The 17,667-nt window shown below is 51.0% G+C and carries 13 protein-coding genes and 3 tRNA genes; 14 read left to right on the top strand and 2 right to left on the bottom strand.

The window, feature by feature from the left end:
• The first annotated feature begins 87 nt into the window (after positions 1 to 87).
• From I6E49_RS08460 to rpoC, 12 genes are all read left to right on the top strand, one after another.
• Positions 88 to 160 (top strand) — tRNA-Gly (locus tag I6E49_RS08460).
• Between the two features lie 8 nt (positions 161 to 168).
• Positions 169 to 240 (top strand) — tRNA-Thr (locus tag I6E49_RS08455).
• Between the two features lie 71 nt (positions 241 to 311).
• Complete coding sequence (tuf, locus tag I6E49_RS08450) at positions 312 to 1,502, top strand: elongation factor Tu (protein WP_235401782.1); 1,191 nt, start codon at positions 312 to 314, stop codon at positions 1,500 to 1,502.
• Positions 1,503 to 1,591: 89 nt separating this feature from the next.
• Positions 1,592 to 1,664: transfer RNA gene (locus I6E49_RS08445), tRNA-Trp, on the top strand.
• 15 nt (positions 1,665 to 1,679) lie between these two features.
• Entirely contained in the window at positions 1,680 to 1,871 is a 192-nt protein-coding gene (gene secE, locus I6E49_RS08440; RefSeq protein ID WP_235401781.1) for a preprotein translocase subunit SecE, read from the top strand.
• 14 nt (positions 1,872 to 1,885) lie between these two features.
• On the top strand, positions 1,886 to 2,431 hold the full coding sequence (gene nusG, locus I6E49_RS08435) for a transcription termination/antitermination protein NusG (protein WP_235401780.1): 546 nt from the start codon (positions 1,886 to 1,888) through the stop codon (positions 2,429 to 2,431).
• A 62-nt stretch (positions 2,432 to 2,493) separates the two neighbouring features.
• Positions 2,494 to 2,937, top strand: coding sequence for a 50S ribosomal protein L11 (rplK, locus tag I6E49_RS08430; protein WP_106811023.1), 444 nt, complete (start codon positions 2,494 to 2,496; stop codon positions 2,935 to 2,937).
• Positions 2,938 to 2,956: 19 nt separating this feature from the next.
• Positions 2,957 to 3,646, top strand: a complete 690-nt coding sequence (gene rplA / locus I6E49_RS08425; protein ID WP_106811022.1) for a 50S ribosomal protein L1 — start codon at positions 2,957 to 2,959, stop codon at positions 3,644 to 3,646.
• Between the two features lie 18 nt (positions 3,647 to 3,664).
• Positions 3,665 to 4,180, top strand: a complete 516-nt coding sequence (gene rplJ, locus I6E49_RS08420; RefSeq protein WP_235401779.1) for a 50S ribosomal protein L10 — start codon at positions 3,665 to 3,667, stop codon at positions 4,178 to 4,180.
• A 56-nt stretch (positions 4,181 to 4,236) separates the two neighbouring features.
• Positions 4,237 to 4,611, top strand: coding sequence for a 50S ribosomal protein L7/L12 (gene rplL / locus I6E49_RS08415; protein WP_235401778.1), 375 nt, complete (start codon positions 4,237 to 4,239; stop codon positions 4,609 to 4,611).
• Positions 4,612 to 4,793: 182 nt separating this feature from the next.
• A complete protein-coding gene (gene rpoB, locus I6E49_RS08410; protein ID WP_235401777.1) occupies positions 4,794 to 8,606 on the top strand; it encodes a DNA-directed RNA polymerase subunit beta in 3,813 nt (1,270 codons plus the stop codon).
• A gap of 28 nt (positions 8,607 to 8,634) precedes the next feature.
• Entirely contained in the window at positions 8,635 to 12,969 is a 4,335-nt protein-coding gene (gene rpoC, locus I6E49_RS08405; protein ID WP_235401776.1) for a DNA-directed RNA polymerase subunit beta', read from the top strand.
• A gap of 452 nt (positions 12,970 to 13,421) precedes the next feature.
• Here the strand turns inward: rpoC and I6E49_RS08400 are convergent, their stop codons facing one another.
• Positions 13,422 to 14,378 carry a phosphatase PAP2 family protein gene (locus tag I6E49_RS08400; RefSeq protein ID WP_235401774.1) on the bottom strand — a complete coding sequence of 319 codons (957 nt, stop codon included), beginning with the start codon at positions 14,376 to 14,378 and terminating at the stop codon, positions 13,422 to 13,424.
• A 20-nt stretch (positions 14,379 to 14,398) separates the two neighbouring features.
• Positions 14,399 to 15,400, bottom strand: coding sequence for an NAD-dependent epimerase/dehydratase family protein (locus tag I6E49_RS08395; protein ID WP_235401772.1), 1,002 nt, complete (start codon positions 15,398 to 15,400; stop codon positions 14,399 to 14,401).
• Positions 15,401 to 15,544: 144 nt separating this feature from the next.
• Between I6E49_RS08395 and I6E49_RS08390 the strand changes: the two genes are divergently transcribed.
• Complete coding sequence (locus I6E49_RS08390; protein ID WP_235401770.1) at positions 15,545 to 16,819, top strand: glycosyltransferase family 4 protein; 1,275 nt, start codon at positions 15,545 to 15,547, stop codon at positions 16,817 to 16,819.
• Between the two features lie 25 nt (positions 16,820 to 16,844).
• Positions 16,845 to 17,627, top strand: coding sequence for a glycosyltransferase family 2 protein (locus tag I6E49_RS08385; RefSeq protein WP_235401768.1), 783 nt, complete (start codon positions 16,845 to 16,847; stop codon positions 17,625 to 17,627).
• The last annotated feature ends 40 nt before the right edge of the window (positions 17,628 to 17,667 follow it).

Genomic DNA, 17,667 nt, shown 5'->3' with positions numbered 1-17,667 from the left:
AGAGTGGCCAAATGGGGCAGACTGTAAATCTGCTGGCTATGCCTTCGGTGGTTCGAATCCATCACCACCCACTTTCAAAACACTTTTGCGGAAATAGCTCAGTTGATAGAGCACTAGCCTTCCAAGCTGGGGGTCGCGGGTTTGAGCCCCGTTTTCCGCTCTAATGTTGCTGTAATAGCTCAGTGGTAGAGCACTTCCTTGGTAAGGAAGAGGTCCTGAGTTCAACTCTCAGTTACAGCTCTACTTCTTGTTTCTTAAACCGGAATCAGAAGAAAAACAGAATAAACAATTTATATATAAAATAGAAAGCTATGGCTAAAGAAACATTTGTGCGCACCAAACCGCACGTTAACATTGGTACAATTGGTCACGTAGACCATGGTAAGACCACTCTTACAGCTGCCATTTCTAAGACTCTTCACGATAAGGGTTTCGGCGGCGAGGAAGTTAAGTCTTTCGACCAGATCGATAACGCTCCTGAGGAGAAAGAGCGTGGTATCACCATCAACTCTGCTCACATCGAGTACGAAACAGCTAACCGTCACTACGCTCACGTAGACTGCCCGGGTCACGCCGACTACGTTAAGAACATGGTAACTGGTGCTGCTCAGATGGACGGTGCTATCCTTGTAGTTGCTGCTACTGACGGTCCTATGCCTCAGACACGTGAGCACGTACTTCTCGCTCGCCAGGTGAACGTACCTCGCATGGTCGTTTTCTTGAACAAGTGCGATATGGTAGAGGACGAGGAGATGCTCGAGCTCGTAGAGATGGAGGTTCGCGAGATCCTCGACCAGTACGGCTATGAGGAGGAAACTCCGATCATCCGCGGTTCTGCTCTTGGTGCACTCAATGGCAAGGAGCCTTGGGTAAGCAAGGTAATGGAGCTCATGGACGCTGTTGATACATGGATTCAGGAGCCTCCACGTGACCTCGACAAACCTTTCTTGATGCCTATCGAGGACGTATTCTCAATCACAGGTCGTGGTACCGTTGCTACCGGTCGTATCGAGACTGGCCGCGTTAAGGTTGGCGACGAGACAGAGCTCCTTGGTCTCGGTGAGGACAAGAAGTGTGTCGTAACTGGTGTTGAGATGTTCCGTAAGATCCTTGACGAGGGTGTAGCTGGCGATAACGTAGGTCTTCTCCTCCGTGGTATCGACAAGAATGAGATCAAGCGCGGTATGGTACTCTGCCACCCGGGTCAGATCAAGCCTCACAAGCACTTCAAGGCTTCTATCTACGTTTTGAAGAAGGAAGAGGGTGGTCGTCACACTCCGTTCGGCAACAAGTATCGTCCTCAGTTCTACCTCCGTACTATGGACTGTACAGGTGAGATCAAGCTCCCCGCTGGAGTTGAGATGGTAATGCCTGGTGACAACGTAGAGATTGAGGTTGAGCTTATCTACGCAGTTGCTCTGAACCAGGGTCTTCGTTTCGCTATCCGCGAGGGTGGCCGTACAGTAGGTTCAGGTCAGATCACAGAGATCCTCGACGATTAATTCGCCATCAGCTGACTTCCCATACGGGAGGTTGACTAAATAACAATAGTTCCCGCTCTACATTATATATATGTATCGGGAACTATCCTACGGGAATAGCTCAGTTGGTAGAGCACTGGTCTCCAAAACCAGGTGTCGGGAGTTCGAGCCTCTCTTCCCGTGCTTAAAGAAGATAATATGTTTAAAAAGTTAGTAAATTATTGCAAGTGTTGCTACGACGAACTTGCGCATAAAACTACTTGGCCAAAGTATGCTGAACTCAACCACAGCGCAGTGATTGTATTATCTGCTTCCCTTGTCATTGCTGTTGTGGTGTTCGCTATGGACTCGTTGTTCAAATGGGTCATGGGAATGGTATACCCAGGTTAATCGTTTCAAGAAAAATGGCTAAAACAGAAAAGAAATGGTATGTGCTTCGTGCTGCCAGCGGCAAGGAATTCAAAGTAAAAGAATACATTGACGCTGAGATAAAGCACAATCCGTTGCTCGAGGCGCATGTTTCACAGGTGGTACTGCCACTTGAGAAACACGCTACTTTGCGTAATGGTAAGCGAGTTGTAAAAGAGAAGATTTCTCTTCCAGGCTATGTGTTTGTTGAAGCAGCCCTCGTAGGCGACGTGGCTCACACGCTGCGCTTCATGCCAAATGTATTAGGCTTTCTTGGCGGTTTGGATAATCCCTCACCCGTGCCTCAGTCGGAAATCAACCGTATGCTCGGAACATGCGAGGAGACGGAGATTGTCGACAACGTAGACGTGCCTTACATGGTTGACGAGACCGTGAAGGTAACAGACGGTCCATTCTCTGGTTTCAGTGGCGTCATCGAAGAGGTGAATGCCGAGAAGCGCAAACTTAAGGTGATGGTCAAGATCTTCGGACGTAAAACTCCGCTGGAGCTTGGTTTTATGCAGGTCGAAAAAGAAGGCTGACGCATTGTTACGAACGCGTGAGAATTCTTTTATATTAATCAAATTAAATATTAACAGACAAAATGGCTAAAGAAGTTGCTGGATTAATCAAATTACAGATTAAAGGTGGCGCTGCGAATCCTTCTCCTCCCGTAGGACCTGCACTTGGTTCAAAGGGTATCAACATCATGGGATTCTGCAAAGAGTTCAACGCCAGAACCCAGGATAAGGCAGGCAAAATCATTCCTGTTGTTATCACTTACTACACCGATAAATCATTCAGCTTCGAACTCAAGACTCCTCCTGCAGCTGTACAGCTTAAAGAGGCAGCCAAGGTGAAGAGTGGCTCAGCTCAGCCTAACCGCCAGAAAGTTGGTAAAGTAACTTGGGAGCAGGTAAAAGCAATCGCTGAGGACAAACTGAAGGATCTTAACTGCTTTACTGTAGCATCGGCTATGCGCCTCGTTGCAGGAACAGCAAGAAGTATGGGTATCACTGTAGAGGGAGACTTCCCTGAAAATGTTTAATAACTTCAATTTTTAAGAAATGAAACTGACAAAAAATCAAAAATCAGTAGCTGACAAGGTTGAAGCAGGGAAGGCATACACACTGAAAGAGGCTTCAGAGCTGGTAAAGGAAATCACCACTACCAAGTTTGACGCTTCTCTCGATATTGATGTACGCTTGGGCGTTGACCCGCGTAAGGCTAACCAAATGGTTCGTGGCGTGGTTTCACTGCCCGCCGGTACTGGTAAGGTTACACGCGTGCTCGCACTCTGTACTCCTGATCAGGAAGCTGCCGCAAAAGAGGCAGGTGCCGACTACGTTGGTCTCGACGAGTATATCGAGAAGATCAAGGGCGGCTGGACAGATGTTGACGTAATCATCACAATGCCTTCTTGCATGGGTAAGATTGGTCCTATCGGCCGTATCCTCGGTCCGCGTGGATTGATGCCTAACCCTAAGAGCGGCACTGTAACTATGGACGTTGCTAAGGCAGTTAAGGAAGTAAAGCAGGGTAAGATTGACTTTAAGGTTGATAAGGCTGGTATCGTCCACACATCAATCGGTAAGGTTAGCTTCACTCCGGAGCAGATCTATCAGAATGCTAAGGAGTTCATCGCTACCATCATCAAGCTCAAGCCTGCTGCTGCTAAAGGTACATACATCAAGAGTATCTTTATTTCGAGCACTATGAGTAAGGGTATCAAGGTTGATCCTAAATCAGTTGAGTAACTCTAAAAGTTTTGTAAAATGAAGAAAGAAGTAAAAGATACTATTATTGCTGAGCTCGGTGCGAAGTTGAAGGAATATTCTCACTTCTACCTTGTTGACCTCGCAGGTCTCAACGCCGAGGCTACAAGCAATCTGCGTCGCAAGTGCTTCAAGAGCGAGATCAAGATGATCGTCGTTAAGAACAGTCTCCTCCGTGAGGCTTTCCAGGCAAGCGACATAGATTTCGAGCCGATGTATGACTCACTTAAGGGTACTACAGCTGTTATGTTCTGCAACACAGCTAACGTTCCCGCTAAGCTGCTGAAGGAATACAAGAAAGAGGGCGTACCTGCACTCAAGGCTGCTTATGCTGAGGAGACTATCTTCGGCGCTGACCAGCTCGAGGCACTTGTAGCTCTCAAGAGCAAGAGCGAGGTTATCGCAGATATCGTGGCATTGCTGCAGTCTCCTGCAAAGAACGTTGTTTCTGCTCTCCAGTCAGGCGCAAACACTATTCACGGTGTGCTTAAGACTTTGGGCGAGCGTCCTGAATAATACATCTCCAAGTCACAAAACATTAATATTAAAAACAATTAAAATTTTAGAATAAAATGGCAGATATCAAAGCTATTGCTGAAGAGTTGGTAAATCTCACAGTAAAGGAAGTAAATGAGTTGGCAACAGTCCTCAAGGAAGAGTACGGCATCGAGCCTGCTGCAGCTGCTGTAGCTGTAGCTGCTGGTCCTGCTGCTGCAGGTGAGGCTGCTGAGGAGAAGACATCTTTCGATGTTATCCTCGCTGAGGTAGGTGCTGCAAAGCTCCAGGTAGTAAAGGCAGTTAAGGAAGCTTGCGGTCTTGGCTTGAAGGAAGCTAAGGATCTCGTAGACGCCGTTCCTGCTAAGATCAAGGAAGGTCTCTCTAAGGACGAGGCTGAGAACTTGAAGAAGGCTATCGAGGAGGCTGGTGCTAAGGTAGAGCTCAAGTAATTTTGACATTACGTTGACAACCAGAACGGATGGTTGCTGAGTACGTAATGTGTACGGACAATAATAACGGCAACCATACGTTTCAAAATTTTCATACGGTTAGGATCTTCCAAGTAGGCGGGTCCTAACCTTTTTGTGTCTTTTCACATACATTGATTTTTATCACCCTATAATATCTTCTGATGGCTTCAAAAATTGTTGATAACAGAGTAAACTTTGCCAGCGTCCATAATCCGTTACCTTATCCGGATTTTCTCGATGTGCAGCTCAAGTCTTTCAAAGACTTCCTACAGTTGGACACTCCGCCTGAAGAACGCAAGAATGACGGACTGTATAAGGTGTTCTCTGAGAACTTCCCTATCACCGACACGCGTAACAATTTCGTTCTTGAGTTCTTGGATTACTATATCGACCCGCCACGTTACTCAATTGACGAGTGCCTTGAGCGCGGTCTGACTTATAGCGTACCCTTGAAGGCTAAGATGAAACTCTACTGTACGGACCCTGATCATGAAGACTTCGACACATTCATTCAGGACGTATTCCTTGGCACAATCCCTTACATGACTTCTAATGGCACCTTCGTAATCAATGGTGCCGAGCGTGTTGTCGTTTCGCAGTTGCACCGTTCTCCGGGCGTTTTCTTCGGTCAGGGCGTTCATGCCAACGGCACCGTGCTCTATTCTGCACGTATCATCCCGTTCAAGGGTTCATGGATTGAGTTTGCTACTGACATCAATAATGTTATGTATGCTTACATCGACCGTAAGAAGAAGTTGCCCGTAACAACTCTTCTCCGCGCCATGGGCTACGAGCAAGATAAGGATATCCTTCATATATTCGACCTTGCTGAGGAGATGAAGGTCAACAAGAAGAACATGAAGGCTGCCATCGGTCGTAAGCTTGCTGCACGTGTGCTCAAGTCTTGGAACGAGGACTTTGTTGACGAGGATACCGGCGAGGTTGTATCTATCGAGCGCAACGAGGTTATCATGGAGCGTGAGACTGAACTTACTGAGGACAACATTGATGATATCCTCGATTCGGGTGCTCAGTCTATACTTCTCCATAAGGATGCCGAGGCTGCCAACAAGTATGCTATTATCTTCAATACTCTTGCCAAGGACCCGTCTAACTCTGAGAAGGAGGCTGTGCTCTATATTTATCGCCAGCTCCGTAATGCCGATCCTGCTGATGACGCATCAGCTCGTGAGGTATTCCAGAACCTCTTCTTCTCTGACAAGCGTTATGACTTGGGCGAGGTAGGTCGCTACCGTATTAACAAGAAGCTCGGTCTTGACACCGACTCTGAGGTACGCGTACTGACTAAGGATGATATCATCGAGATTATCAAGTATCTTATCCAGCTGGTTAACTCTAACGCTACCGTCGACGATATCGACCACCTTTCAAACCGTCGTGTTCGTACTGTAGGCGAACAGTTGAGCAACCAGTTCTCTATAGGTTTGGCTCGTATGAGCCGCACAATTCGTGAGCGTATGAACGTACGTGACAACGAGGTGTTCCAGCCTACCGACCTTATCAACGCCAAGACTATCTCAAGCGTTGTAAGCTCGTTCTTCGGTACCAACCCTCTGTCACAGTTCATGGACCAGACCAACCCTCTTGCCGAGGTGACACACAAGCGTCGTCTTTCAGCTCTTGGTCCTGGCGGTCTTTCTCGTGAGCGCGCAGGCTTCGAGGTTCGTGACGTTCACTATACACACTACGGTCGTCTGTGTCCTATCGAGAGCCCTGAGGGTCCGAACATCGGTCTTATCTCTTCTCTCTGTGTGTATGCCACAATCAACGAACTCGGTTTCATCGCCACTCCTTACCGTAAGGTGAACGATTCTATCGTCGACCTCGACAACAAGGATGTTGTTTACCTCACAGCTGAGGAGGAGGAAGGTCACATCATCGGTCAGGGTAACGCGCCGCTCCGCGAGGACGGATCGTTCATCCGCGACAACGTTAAGTGTCGTCAGAACGCTGAGTTCCCGGTTGTACCTCCATCTGAAGTAGACCTTATGGACGTTTCTCCGCAGCAGATTGCTTCTGTTTCGGCAGGTCTTATTCCGTTCTTGGAGCATGACGACGGTCACCGTGCGCTCATGGGATGTAACATGATGCGCCAGGCAGTACCTTTGCTTCACAATGATGCACCTATCGTAGGTACAGGTCTTGAGAAGCAGGTTTGTGAGGATTCACGCACTATGATTACTGCCGAAGGCGAAGGTGTAATAGAATATGTAGACGCTACTACTATACGTATCCTCTACGATCGTACCGACGACGAGGAATTCGTAAGCTTCGAGCCGGCTCTTAAGGAGTATCGCATTCCTAAGTTCCGCCGTACCAACCAGAACATGACCATCGACTTGCGTCCTATCTGCAACAAGGGACAGCGTGTTAAGGCTGGTGATATTCTTACCGAAGGCTACGCTACAGAGAACGGCGAGCTCGCACTCGGCCGCAACCTTCTCGTGGCTTACATGCCGTGGAAGGGTTACAACTACGAGGATGCTATCGTGCTTTCAGAGCGTATGGTTCGCGACGACGTTCTCACTTCAGTACACGTTGACGAGTATTCACTCGACGTTCGTGAGACAAAGCGTGGTATGGAGGAGTTCACAAGCGATATTCCTAACGTATCAGAGGAAGCTACAAAGGACCTCGACGACAATGGTATCGTACGTGTTGGCGCTCGTATCGAGCCGGGCGACATCCTTATCGGTAAGATTTCGCCTAAGGGCGAGAGCGATCCTTCACCTGAGGAGAAGCTTCTCCGAGCCATCTTCGGCGACAAGGCAGGTGACGTTAAGGATTCTTCATTGAAGGCCAATCCGTCGTTGAGCGGTGTCGTTATCGACAAGAAGCTCTTCGCACGTGCCGTTAAGACTCGTGAGTCGAAGAAGCAGGACAAGATAATCCTTGCCAAGATTGACGAAGAGTATGAGGCAAAGAATGACGACTTGAAGGATATTCTCGTTGACAAGCTTCTCACTCTTACTGAGGGTAAGGCTTCAATGGGCATTAAGGACTACTCAGGTGCCGAAATCGTAACAAAGGGTACCAAGTTCACAACTACAATGCTTAAGAACCTCGAGTATGACGGAATCCAGTCGAACGATTGGACCGACGACGAGCACGCCAACAAGCTCATCTCGAAGCTCATTATGAACTACATCCGCAAGTATAAGTTGCTCGATGCAGAACTCAAGCGCAAGAAGTTTGCCATCACTATCGGTGACGAGCTGCCTTCAGGCATTCTGCAGATGGCAAAGGTATACGTTGCCAAGAAGCGTAAGATTGGTGTAGGCGACAAGCTCGCCGGTCGTCACGGTAACAAGGGTATCGTTTCGAAGATCGTACGTATGGAGGATATGCCGTTCCTTGAGGACGGTCGTCCCGTCGACTTGGTATTGAACCCGCTGGGTGTGCCTTCACGTATGAACCTGGGACAGATATTCGAGGCTATTCTCGGAGCTGCCGGCCGCAAGCTCGGCGTTAAGTTCGCTACTCCTATCTTTGATGGTGCCCACCTTGAGGACCTCTCTGAGTGGACTGACAAGGCAGGTTTGCCACACCTTTGCTCTACACATCTTTATGATGGTGAGACTGGTGAACGCTTCGACCAGCCAGCTACAGTAGGTGTAACATACTTCTTGAAACTCGGTCACATGGTTGAGGACAAGATGCACGCCCGTTCAATCGGTCCGTACTCACTCATCACTCAGCAGCCGCTTGGTGGTAAGGCTCAGTTCGGTGGTCAGCGTTTCGGAGAGATGGAGGTTTGGGCTATCGAGGCATTCGGTGCCAGCCACGTACTTCAGGAGATTCTGACAATCAAGTCGGACGACACCGTGGGCCGTTCGAAGGCTTACGAGGCAATCGTCAAGGGCGACCCGATGCCAACACCGGGCATACCGGAATCGCTCAACGTGCTTCTGCATGAGCTCCGTGGCCTTGGTCTCAGCATCAAACTCGATTAATCCCGACATCCCAAAACTATAGAAATATATGGCTTTCAAGAAAGATATAAAAGTTAAGAATAATTTCACGAAGATTACCATCGGACTTGCCTCTCCCGAGGAAATCCTGGAAAATTCGTATGGCGAGGTGACAAAGCCTGAGACCATCAACTACCGTACTTACAAGCCAGAGCGCGACGGCTTGTTCTGCGAGCGCATCTTCGGCCCGACACGCGATTACGAGTGCGCCTGCGGCAAGTACAAGCGTATCCGTTACAAGGGTATCGTCTGCGACCGATGCGGTGTTGAGGTTACTGAGAAGAAGGTACGTCGTGAGCGCAGCGGACACATCGAATTGGTTGTGCCCGTTGCCCACATCTGGTACTTCCGTTCTTTGCCTAACAAGATTGGCTACCTCCTCGGTATGCCGACAAAGAAGCTCGACCAGGTTATCTACTATGAGAAGTATGTAGTAATCCAGCCGGGTATACTTGAGGGACGTACTGATTCGGAGGGTGAGGAAATCAATGGTTCGCACAAGATGGACCTCCTCTCTGAGGACGAGTATATGGACATCCTCGACAACAAGGTATCGCCCAACAACGACGACCTTGACGACAGCGATCCCAACAAGTTCATCGCCAAGATGGGTGCAGAGGCTGTTTACGACCTTCTTGCTGGTCTCGACCTCGACTCGCTCTCTTACGAGCTTCGCGACCGTGCCAACAACGACTCTTCGCAGCAGCGTAAGACAGAGGCTTTGAAGCGCCTTCAGGTAGTTGAGGCTTTCCGTGGCTCTAAGGACGTGAACCGTCCGGAGTGGATGATCATGAAGATTATCCCCGTCACACCGCCTGAACTCCGTCCGCTCGTACCGCTGGATGGTGGCCGTTTCGCTACTTCCGACCTCAACGACCTCTATCGTCGTGTCATCATACGTAACAACCGCTTGAAGCGTCTTGTTGAGATCAAGGCTCCTGAGGTGATTCTCCGCAACGAGAAGCGTATGCTCCAGGAGGCTGTCGACAGCCTCTTCGACAACTCACGCAAGTCGAGTGCAGTCAAGAGTGATGCCAATCGCCCGTTGAAGTCGCTCTCCGACTCGTTGAAGGGTAAGCAGGGCCGCTTCCGTCAGAACCTCCTCGGTAAGCGTGTTGACTATTCAGCACGTTCGGTTATCGTCGTTGGTCCTGAGTTGAAGATGGGCGAATGCGGTCTGCCTAAGCTTATGGCAGCCGAGCTTTACAAGCCGTTCATCATCCGCAAGCTTATCGAGCGCGGCATCGTGAAGACCGTTAAGAGTGCCAAGAAGATAGTAGACCGTCGCGAGCCGGTTATCTGGGACATCCTTGAGAACGTAATGAAGGGACATCCGGTTATGCTCAACCGTGCTCCGACACTTCACCGTCTCGGTATCCAGGCATTCCAGCCTAAGCTCATCGAGGGTAAGGCAATCCAGCTTCACCCGTTGGCTTGTACAGCGTTCAACGCCGACTTCGACGGTGACCAGATGGCTGTTCACCTCCCGTTGAGCAACGAGGCAGTTCTTGAGGCGCAGATTTTGATGCTCCAGAGTCACAATATCCTCAACCCAGCTAACGGTGCTCCAATCACAGTACCATCGCAGGATATGGTGCTCGGACTCTATTACATCACCAAGATACGTCCGGGTGCAAAGGGCGAGGGCCTTACTTTCTACGGCGACGAGGAAGCTCTCATCGCAAACAACGAGGGTAAGTGCGACCTTCACGCTCTGGTTAAGGTAGTAGTTGACGATGTGGTAGACGGCAAGATGCAGAAGCGCATGGTGGAGACATCTGTAGGACGTGTCATCGTCAACCAGATTATCCCGAAGGAAGTCGGCTTCTTCAACGACGTAATCTCGAAGAAGACCTTGCGCGGACTCATCTCCGACGTTATCAAGGCTGTAGGTATGGCACGTGCGTGCGAATTCCTCGACGGTATCAAGAACCTCGGTTATCGCATGGCTTACGTGGCAGGTCTTTCGTTCAACCTTGACGACATCATCATTCCGCCAGAAAAGAAGGAAATCGTGGAGCGCGGTCATGAAGAGATTCGCAACATCCAGGACAACTATAATATGGGTTTCATCACAGAAAACGAGCGCTACAACCAGGTTATCGATACTTGGACCCATGTCAACAACGACCTTGCAAGCATCCTTATGAAGGAGATGACAGAGGCCGACCAGGGATTCAACGCCGTATTCATGATGCTCGACTCAGGAGCCCGTGGTTCTAAGGACCAGATCAAGCAGCTTTCAGGTATGCGTGGTCTTATGGCAAAGCCTATGAAGGCAGGTGCTGAAGGCCATCAGATTATCGAGAACCCGATTATCTCTAACTTCAAGGAGGGTATGTCGGTGCTCGAGTACTTCATCGCTTCGCACGGTGCCCGTAAGGGTCTTGCCGATACCGCTATGAAGACAGCCGACGCCGGTTATCTTACACGTCGTCTTGTAGACGTATCGCACGACGTAATCATCTCCGAGGAGGACTGTGGTACGCTTCGCGGACTCGTTTGCACAGCTCTCAAGAACGGTGATGAGATTGTCTCTTCACTCTCTGAGCGCATCCTCGGCCGTGTATCTGTACACGATGTCATCCATCCTTCTACAGGTGAGGTGCTTGTACATGCCGGCGAGGAAATCACCGAGCCAGTTGCCAAGGCCATCGAAAACTCTCCTATCGAGAGCGTCGAGATACGTTCGGTACTCACCTGCGAGAGCAAGAAGGGAGTCTGCATGAAGTGTTACGGCCGCAACCTTGCCACACAGCGCATGGTACAGCTCGGCGAGGCAGTGGGCGTTATTGCAGCCCAGGCTATTGGTGAGCCGGGTACACAGCTTACACTTCGTACTTTCCACGCGGGTGGTGTGGCTGGTAACGCAGCCGCCAATGCATCTATCGTTGCGAAGAACGATTGCAAGATTCACTTCGAAGACCTGCGTGTCGTTCCGTTCGTAGAGAACAACGGTGAGAAGGACATCAACTGCCAGATGGTAGTAAGCCGTCTGTCAGAGCTTCGGTTCATCGACCCGCATACAGATATTACACTCTCAGCAGTGAATGTGCCTTACGGTTCTTCACTCTACTTCAAGGAGGGCGACCTCGTGAAGAAGGGCGATCTCATCGCCAAGTGGGACCCGTTCAACGCTGTCATCGTTACGGAGTATGCAGGTACACTGCGCTTCAACGACGTCATCGAGGGCATCACATTCCGTGCTGAGACCGACGAGGCAACAGGTCTTACCGAGAAGATCATCACCGACTCGAAGGACAAGTCGAAGGTTCCTACCTGCGACGTGCTCGACAAGAACGGCGAAATCATCGGTACCTACAACTTCCCGGTGGGTGGTCACGTAGTATGCGAGGACGGTCAGACCGTCAAGACTGGTACTACACTCGTCAAGATTCCACGTGCTGCAGGTTCAGCAGGCGATATCACCGGTGGTCTTCCACGTGTTACCGAGCTGTTCGAGGCCCGCAATCCGTCTAACCCTGCAGTCGTTTCAGAAATCGACGGTGAGGTTACAATGGGCAAGGTTAAGCGTGGCAACCGTGAGATCATCGTCACATCAAAGACTGGCGACCAGCGCAAGTACCTCGTATCTCTGTCTAAGCAGATCCTCGTTCAGGAGCACGACGCTGTGCGTGCAGGCACTCCGCTCTCTGACGGTATCATCACTCCGGGCGACATCCTCGCCATCAAGGGCCCCACAGCCGTACAGGAGTATATCGTTAATGAGGTTCAGAACGTTTACCGTCTGCAGGGTGTGAAGATCAACGACAAGCACTTCGAGATTATCGTTCGCCAGATGATGCGCAAGGTTCAGATTGACGAGCCGGGCGATACAACATTCCTCGAGCAGGAGATGGTGGACAAGCTCGACTTCGCTGAGGAGAACGACCGCATCTGGGGTAAGAAATATGTTGTCGACGCAGGCGACTCTGACGTGCTCAAGGTTGGACAGATTGTTTCAGCCCGCAAGTTGCGCGACGAGAACTCAAGCCTCAAGCGCCGCGACCTTCGTCTCGTTCAGGTGCGCGACACCGTTCCTGCTACATCTACCCAGATACTTCAGGGTATCACACGTGCAGCACTCCAGACCAAGAGCTTCATCTCGGCTGCTTCGTTCCAGGAGACAACCAAGGTGCTCAACGAGGCTGCTATCCGTGGTAAGGTAGACTATCTGGAGGGCATGAAGGAGAACGTTATCTCTGGTCACCTCATCCCGGCAGGTACTGGTCTTCGTCAGTGGGACAAGATAGTTGTAGGTTCTAAGGAGGATTACGATCGCATGCAGGCCAACCGCCGCAATGTGACCGACTACTCTAAGGATGCCAACAAGACGGAAGAATAAAAAATAATGATATGCAGAAACGCTGCAAGCAGACTCGCAAGGGTCATGCTTGCAGCGTTTTTTTTGTGCCGTATGGGCTGGGGTTTGTGAATCTTGAGGCTGTTGCTTTTGTGCCGTATGAGTTGGTTTTGTGTTGTTTACGTTTGTTGTGTTATTTAATCATGGAATATGGATTGAAGCTAACCGATAAACGTGTATAAATCAGTAGGATGAGGGTGTGTCCAACACTCAAAAAAAAGGAGTCCTTTTGCCTTCCAAAAGGAGTCCTTTTACCTTCCAAAACGAGTCCTTTTACCTTCCAAAACGAGTCCTTTTACAACGCAAAAGGACCCCTTTCTAATTGCGAAAGGAGTCCTTTTGAAATTATGCTGTTATTGTAATGCAAATAAAAATTTCAATCTTCAGCTTCTGATATTAACGCTTTTGATTCCCATTTCATTGCATTTGTGCCTTTACATGCGTCGTGTCGACATCATGAGTGCTGCGTAGAGCAGAGCGCCCGATGCCAATCCTGCCAGCGCATCCACCACGTAGTGTGCCTGGATGTACACCGTCGACATGCAAAGCAGCACGTAGAAGGGCAGCAGACAGAACACCAGACGGCGCTGGCGGGTGTGGCATGCCAGCAGCATACACACAGTAGAGATGCCGACGTGCGACGACGGGAATGCCGCCGTTGGCCGTTCGCCAGCCGCCTTGGCATTCTCCACCAGTCCGTAGAAGAATCCGTCGGTGTAGCCCGGAGTGGCGAGACACTCCTGATGGGTGTTGAAGTAGGTGCCGAGCTGCGGGAATATGCCCGAAGCGATGTTGTCCACGCCCACCGCTTTATAATAGAATGTGGGTCCGACGACGGGCACGAATATGAAGATGATGTAGTAGATGAAGAACGAAGCCATCACTACGAAGGCGGCACGCTGGAACTCGTTGTATCGTCGGGCGAAATAGAACAGCACCACCAGCGCAATCATCGGGTAGTAGCTGGCGTAGCCCATGCTCATCAGTTCGCTTATGACGGGCCACGAGAATTTCCCGGCGAAGTAGAGTGAGGGTTGGCATCCGAACATCGACTGCTCCCATGCGCAGAACACGTGGTCGAGATTGTTGAACATGCGGTTCAATTCGTAGGTGTCGGGATACCACCATGCCAGCAGCGACATTTGCGCCATGACACGCACCAGTTGCGTCAGTCGGCACGGTATGAGCCGGTAGACCAGCCACAGTGCTATGGTCATAGCCACCACGCGCACACGTCCCCATATCATGGAGTCGGGGTTTTGCAGATTGGTATAAGTGAACAGAGCCACCAGCAGCGTGAACACAGTGTAGCCCAATACGAGCCATTCGAGAGCAAGCAGTCCGCGTCTGGGCTTCTGCTCAATAGCGAAGAGTTGTTTTATGAAGTTCATTTATGTTGTTGTTTCGTTTTTTACAGCCATCCGTTCTGCTTATACCATTCCACCGCCAGACGCACGCCGTCCGCCAGTTTGTAGTGCGGATGATAGCCCAGCTCGTCCATCGTAGGCTCGATGTCGCAACGCCAGTTGCGCTGTCGCAGAATGTTGTACTTGTCGTTGTTGAGCGCCGTAGGCTTGTGGGTTATGCGGCCGATGCGCTCGCCGATGTATGTCACGGCACGCAACACCCATATCGGAGCCACGATGCGCAGCATCCACTTCACGCCCATCTCCTTCTTGAGCAGTCGCGAGAAGTCGGCCGACTGATAGACCTCGCCGTCTGTAAGGAAATACTTGCGTCCGCTCATGCCACGGTCCAATGCCAGGAACACCGCCTGAACCACGTCGAGCACATACACGAACGTGATGTCCTGACGGCGGAATCCCGCACCGAAGTCAATGTGGCGCTTCACGCTCTCAGCCATGAGGAAATAGTCCTTCTCTCGCGGTCCGTACACGCCCGTCGGGCGCAGTATGATGTAAGGGAAATCGTTGCCTATAGAGTCGAGATAGCGTTCTGCCTCAAGCTTGCTGCGTCCGTAGGCAGTGTTAGGACGCGGACAGTCGTTCTCCGTAATGTCCTGATAGGGCTGTCGCTCGTGTATGGCGCCATACACGCTGAGCGAACTGAGGAATACAAAACGCTTGAGCGGCATCTGCAGTTCGATGAGAGCGTCCACCAGATTGCGTGTTCCGTCGGTGTTCATACGTCGGAAGTCGGCGTTGTCAATACATTTGGTCACGCCGGCAGCGTGCACAACATAGTCGAACGTGTGGCCGTCGAGCTGTTGCTTGAGCGCGTCTTTCGACGCAAAGTCAAGCTCAATGAAGTTGATGCGGCTGTCGGTGAGGTATCGGCGCGATGTGGTCTTGCGTACTGCCGCCCATACCTTCATGCCGCGGCGCAGGGCTTCTTCTACAATAAAACTGCCAATGAAACCGCTGGCACCGGTTATAAGAATCTTGTTAGTCATTATGAATGATGATGCATAATTCGAGCTGCAAAGGTAGTGCAAAATATTGGCAATATGACAAATTTGAATGAATTTATTGTTAATGTGGCGATTACAGCCATTTTTTTGTATTTTTGCAATTGCTAAATTAATAACCAATAATATATGCGCGTATTAATTGTCAACACTAACGAAAAGACGGGCGGCGCAGCAGTAGCAGCCAACCGCCTTATGGAGGCACTCAACAACAATGGTGTCAAGGCAAAGATGCTCGTAGCCAAGAAGGAGACCGACCAGATAACAGTCGTGCCGCTGCCACACGGTAGACTCACACGACTGCACTTTCTGTGGGAACGTCTCACCATATTCTTCCACCTGCACCTGCAGCGCCGGCACCTCTTCGAGATAGATACAGCCAATTCCGGAACGGACATAACCCGCCTGCCCGAGTTCAAGGAGGCCGATGTGATACACCTTAATTGGATAAACCAGGGTATGCTCTCGCTGCGCTCTATCCGCAAGATACTGCGCAGCGGCAAACCGGTGGTGTGGACCATGCACGACCTTTGGCCCGCCACGGGTATATGCCACTACGCCCGCACCTGCAGCGCATTCCGTACGGGATGCCACAACTGCCAGCTGCTGCCCGCATGCGGTTCTGCCAACGACCTTTCGCGCCGTGTGTGGACGCGCAAGAAGCGCCTGTACCACAACTCCAACATCCATTTCGTCACGTGCAGCCGATGGCTTGAGGAGCAGGCAAAGCAGAGCGCCCTCTTCGTAGGGCAGCGTGTGACGTCCGTGCCCAACACCATCGACACCCGCATGTTCTGCCCCGGCGACAGCAAGGCGGCTCGACTGAACGTCGGACTGCCAGCCGAGGGCCGCATCATACTCTTCGTCTCGCAGAAGGTTACTGACGAACGCAAGGGCATGGAATACTTCATCGACGCCATCGACCGCCTCGTGAAGCAGCATCCCGAACTCAAGGACAATACATCAGTAGCCGTGCTTGGCGGCAACGCCCAGATCGTTTGCGACCGTTTGGCACTGAAAGCCTATCCGCTCGGCTATGTCAGCGACGAGCGCCGTATAGTCGACATCTACCGTTCGGCAGACATGTACGTGCTGCCGTCGCTCGAAGACAATCTGCCCAACACCATCATGGAGGCTATGGCGTGCGGAGTGGCGTGCGTAGGATTCCGTGTGGGCGGCATACCCGAGATGATAGACCATCGCCGCACGGGCTATGTAGCCAACTTCAAGGATAGCAACGATTTGGCTGTTGGTATGAACTGGGTGCTGCAAGAGGCCGACGCCGAACAGCTCAGTTCGGCTTGCGTCAGCAAGGTGACACGCTGCTACTCCGGACAGAGCGTCGCCATGCGCTACATCGAGGTGTACAACGAGCTGATAGCTCTGAAGCGCTACATCGTTTAATAAATAGTCAACCAATAAGAAAATAATGATAAAATTTTCAGTCATAACATGCACCTACAACGCGTCGGCAGTACTTGCCCGCACGCTCGACAGCGTTCTCAGCCAGTCGTGGAAGCAGATAGAGCACATCATCATCGACGGTGCATCCAAGGATAACACCCTGGCTATGGCGCAAGCCTATAGCCTCAAGAACCAGGAGGAAGAGAACGAGCACGAGGTGGTCATCATCTCCGAACCCGACCGTGGTCTGTACGATGCTATGAACAAAGGTCTTGCACGTGCCACAGGCGACTATATAGTCTATCTCAATGCCGGCGACGTGTTCCCTTCAGACCAGACACTCGAGCAGATATCCATCGAGGTGAACAACCGTTCGGACGGCAAGCTGCCCGCCGTGCTCTATGGCGACACCAATATAGTTGACGATGAGGGACAGCTGTTGCATCCCCGTCGCCTGGCTCCGCCCGACAATCTCACGTGGCGTTCGTTCCGTCATGGCATGCTCGTGTGCCATCAGGCTTTCTATGCACGTACCGACCTCGCCCAAGCCGAACCCTACGACCTGCGCTACCGCTTCTCTGCCGATGTCGACTGGTGCATACGCATCATGAAGCGTGCCGAACGCGAGCATCTGGCACTGCTGCGTCTGCCGCAGGTAGTGGTCAACTATCTCGACGGAGGCATGACCAACAAGAACCATCGTGCTTCGCTCATCGAGCGCTTCAACGTGATGCGCCGCCACTACGGGCTGCTCATGACCGTAGGCATGCATCTTTGGTTTGTAGTGAGAGCCGTTTTCAAGAAGTGATAATCCCCCGAAACGATACCTTGGCTTGTCGTATATTTGC

It is taken from the genome of Leyella stercorea, assembly GCF_021531655.1.
This window is presented reverse-complemented; position numbering and strand designations above follow the sequence as displayed.

What these genes read in the sequence shown, in the direction of transcription:
- tuf (WP_235401782.1), top strand. Translation starts at nt 312, where the DNA reads ATGGCTAAAGAAACATTTGTGCGCACCAAACCGCACGTTAACATTGGT.
- secE (WP_235401781.1), top strand. Translation starts at nt 1,680, where the DNA reads ATGTTTAAAAAGTTAGTAAATTATTGCAAGTGTTGCTACGACGAACTT.
- nusG (WP_235401780.1), top strand. Translation starts at nt 1,886, where the DNA reads ATGGCTAAAACAGAAAAGAAATGGTATGTGCTTCGTGCTGCCAGCGGC.
- rplK (WP_106811023.1), top strand. Translation starts at nt 2,494, where the DNA reads ATGGCTAAAGAAGTTGCTGGATTAATCAAATTACAGATTAAAGGTGGC.
- rplA (WP_106811022.1), top strand. Translation starts at nt 2,957, where the DNA reads ATGAAACTGACAAAAAATCAAAAATCAGTAGCTGACAAGGTTGAAGCA.
- rplJ (WP_235401779.1), top strand. Translation starts at nt 3,665, where the DNA reads ATGAAGAAAGAAGTAAAAGATACTATTATTGCTGAGCTCGGTGCGAAG.
- rplL (WP_235401778.1), top strand. Translation starts at nt 4,237, where the DNA reads ATGGCAGATATCAAAGCTATTGCTGAAGAGTTGGTAAATCTCACAGTA.
- rpoB (WP_235401777.1), top strand. Translation starts at nt 4,794, where the DNA reads ATGGCTTCAAAAATTGTTGATAACAGAGTAAACTTTGCCAGCGTCCAT.
- rpoC (WP_235401776.1), top strand. Translation starts at nt 8,635, where the DNA reads ATGGCTTTCAAGAAAGATATAAAAGTTAAGAATAATTTCACGAAGATT.
- I6E49_RS08400 (WP_235401774.1), bottom strand. Translation starts at nt 14,378, where the DNA reads ATGAACTTCATAAAACAACTCTTCGCTATTGAGCAGAAGCCCAGACGC.
- I6E49_RS08395 (WP_235401772.1), bottom strand. Translation starts at nt 15,400, where the DNA reads ATGACTAACAAGATTCTTATAACCGGTGCCAGCGGTTTCATTGGCAGT.
- I6E49_RS08390 (WP_235401770.1), top strand. Translation starts at nt 15,545, where the DNA reads ATGCGCGTATTAATTGTCAACACTAACGAAAAGACGGGCGGCGCAGCA.
- I6E49_RS08385 (WP_235401768.1), top strand. Translation starts at nt 16,845, where the DNA reads ATGATAAAATTTTCAGTCATAACATGCACCTACAACGCGTCGGCAGTA.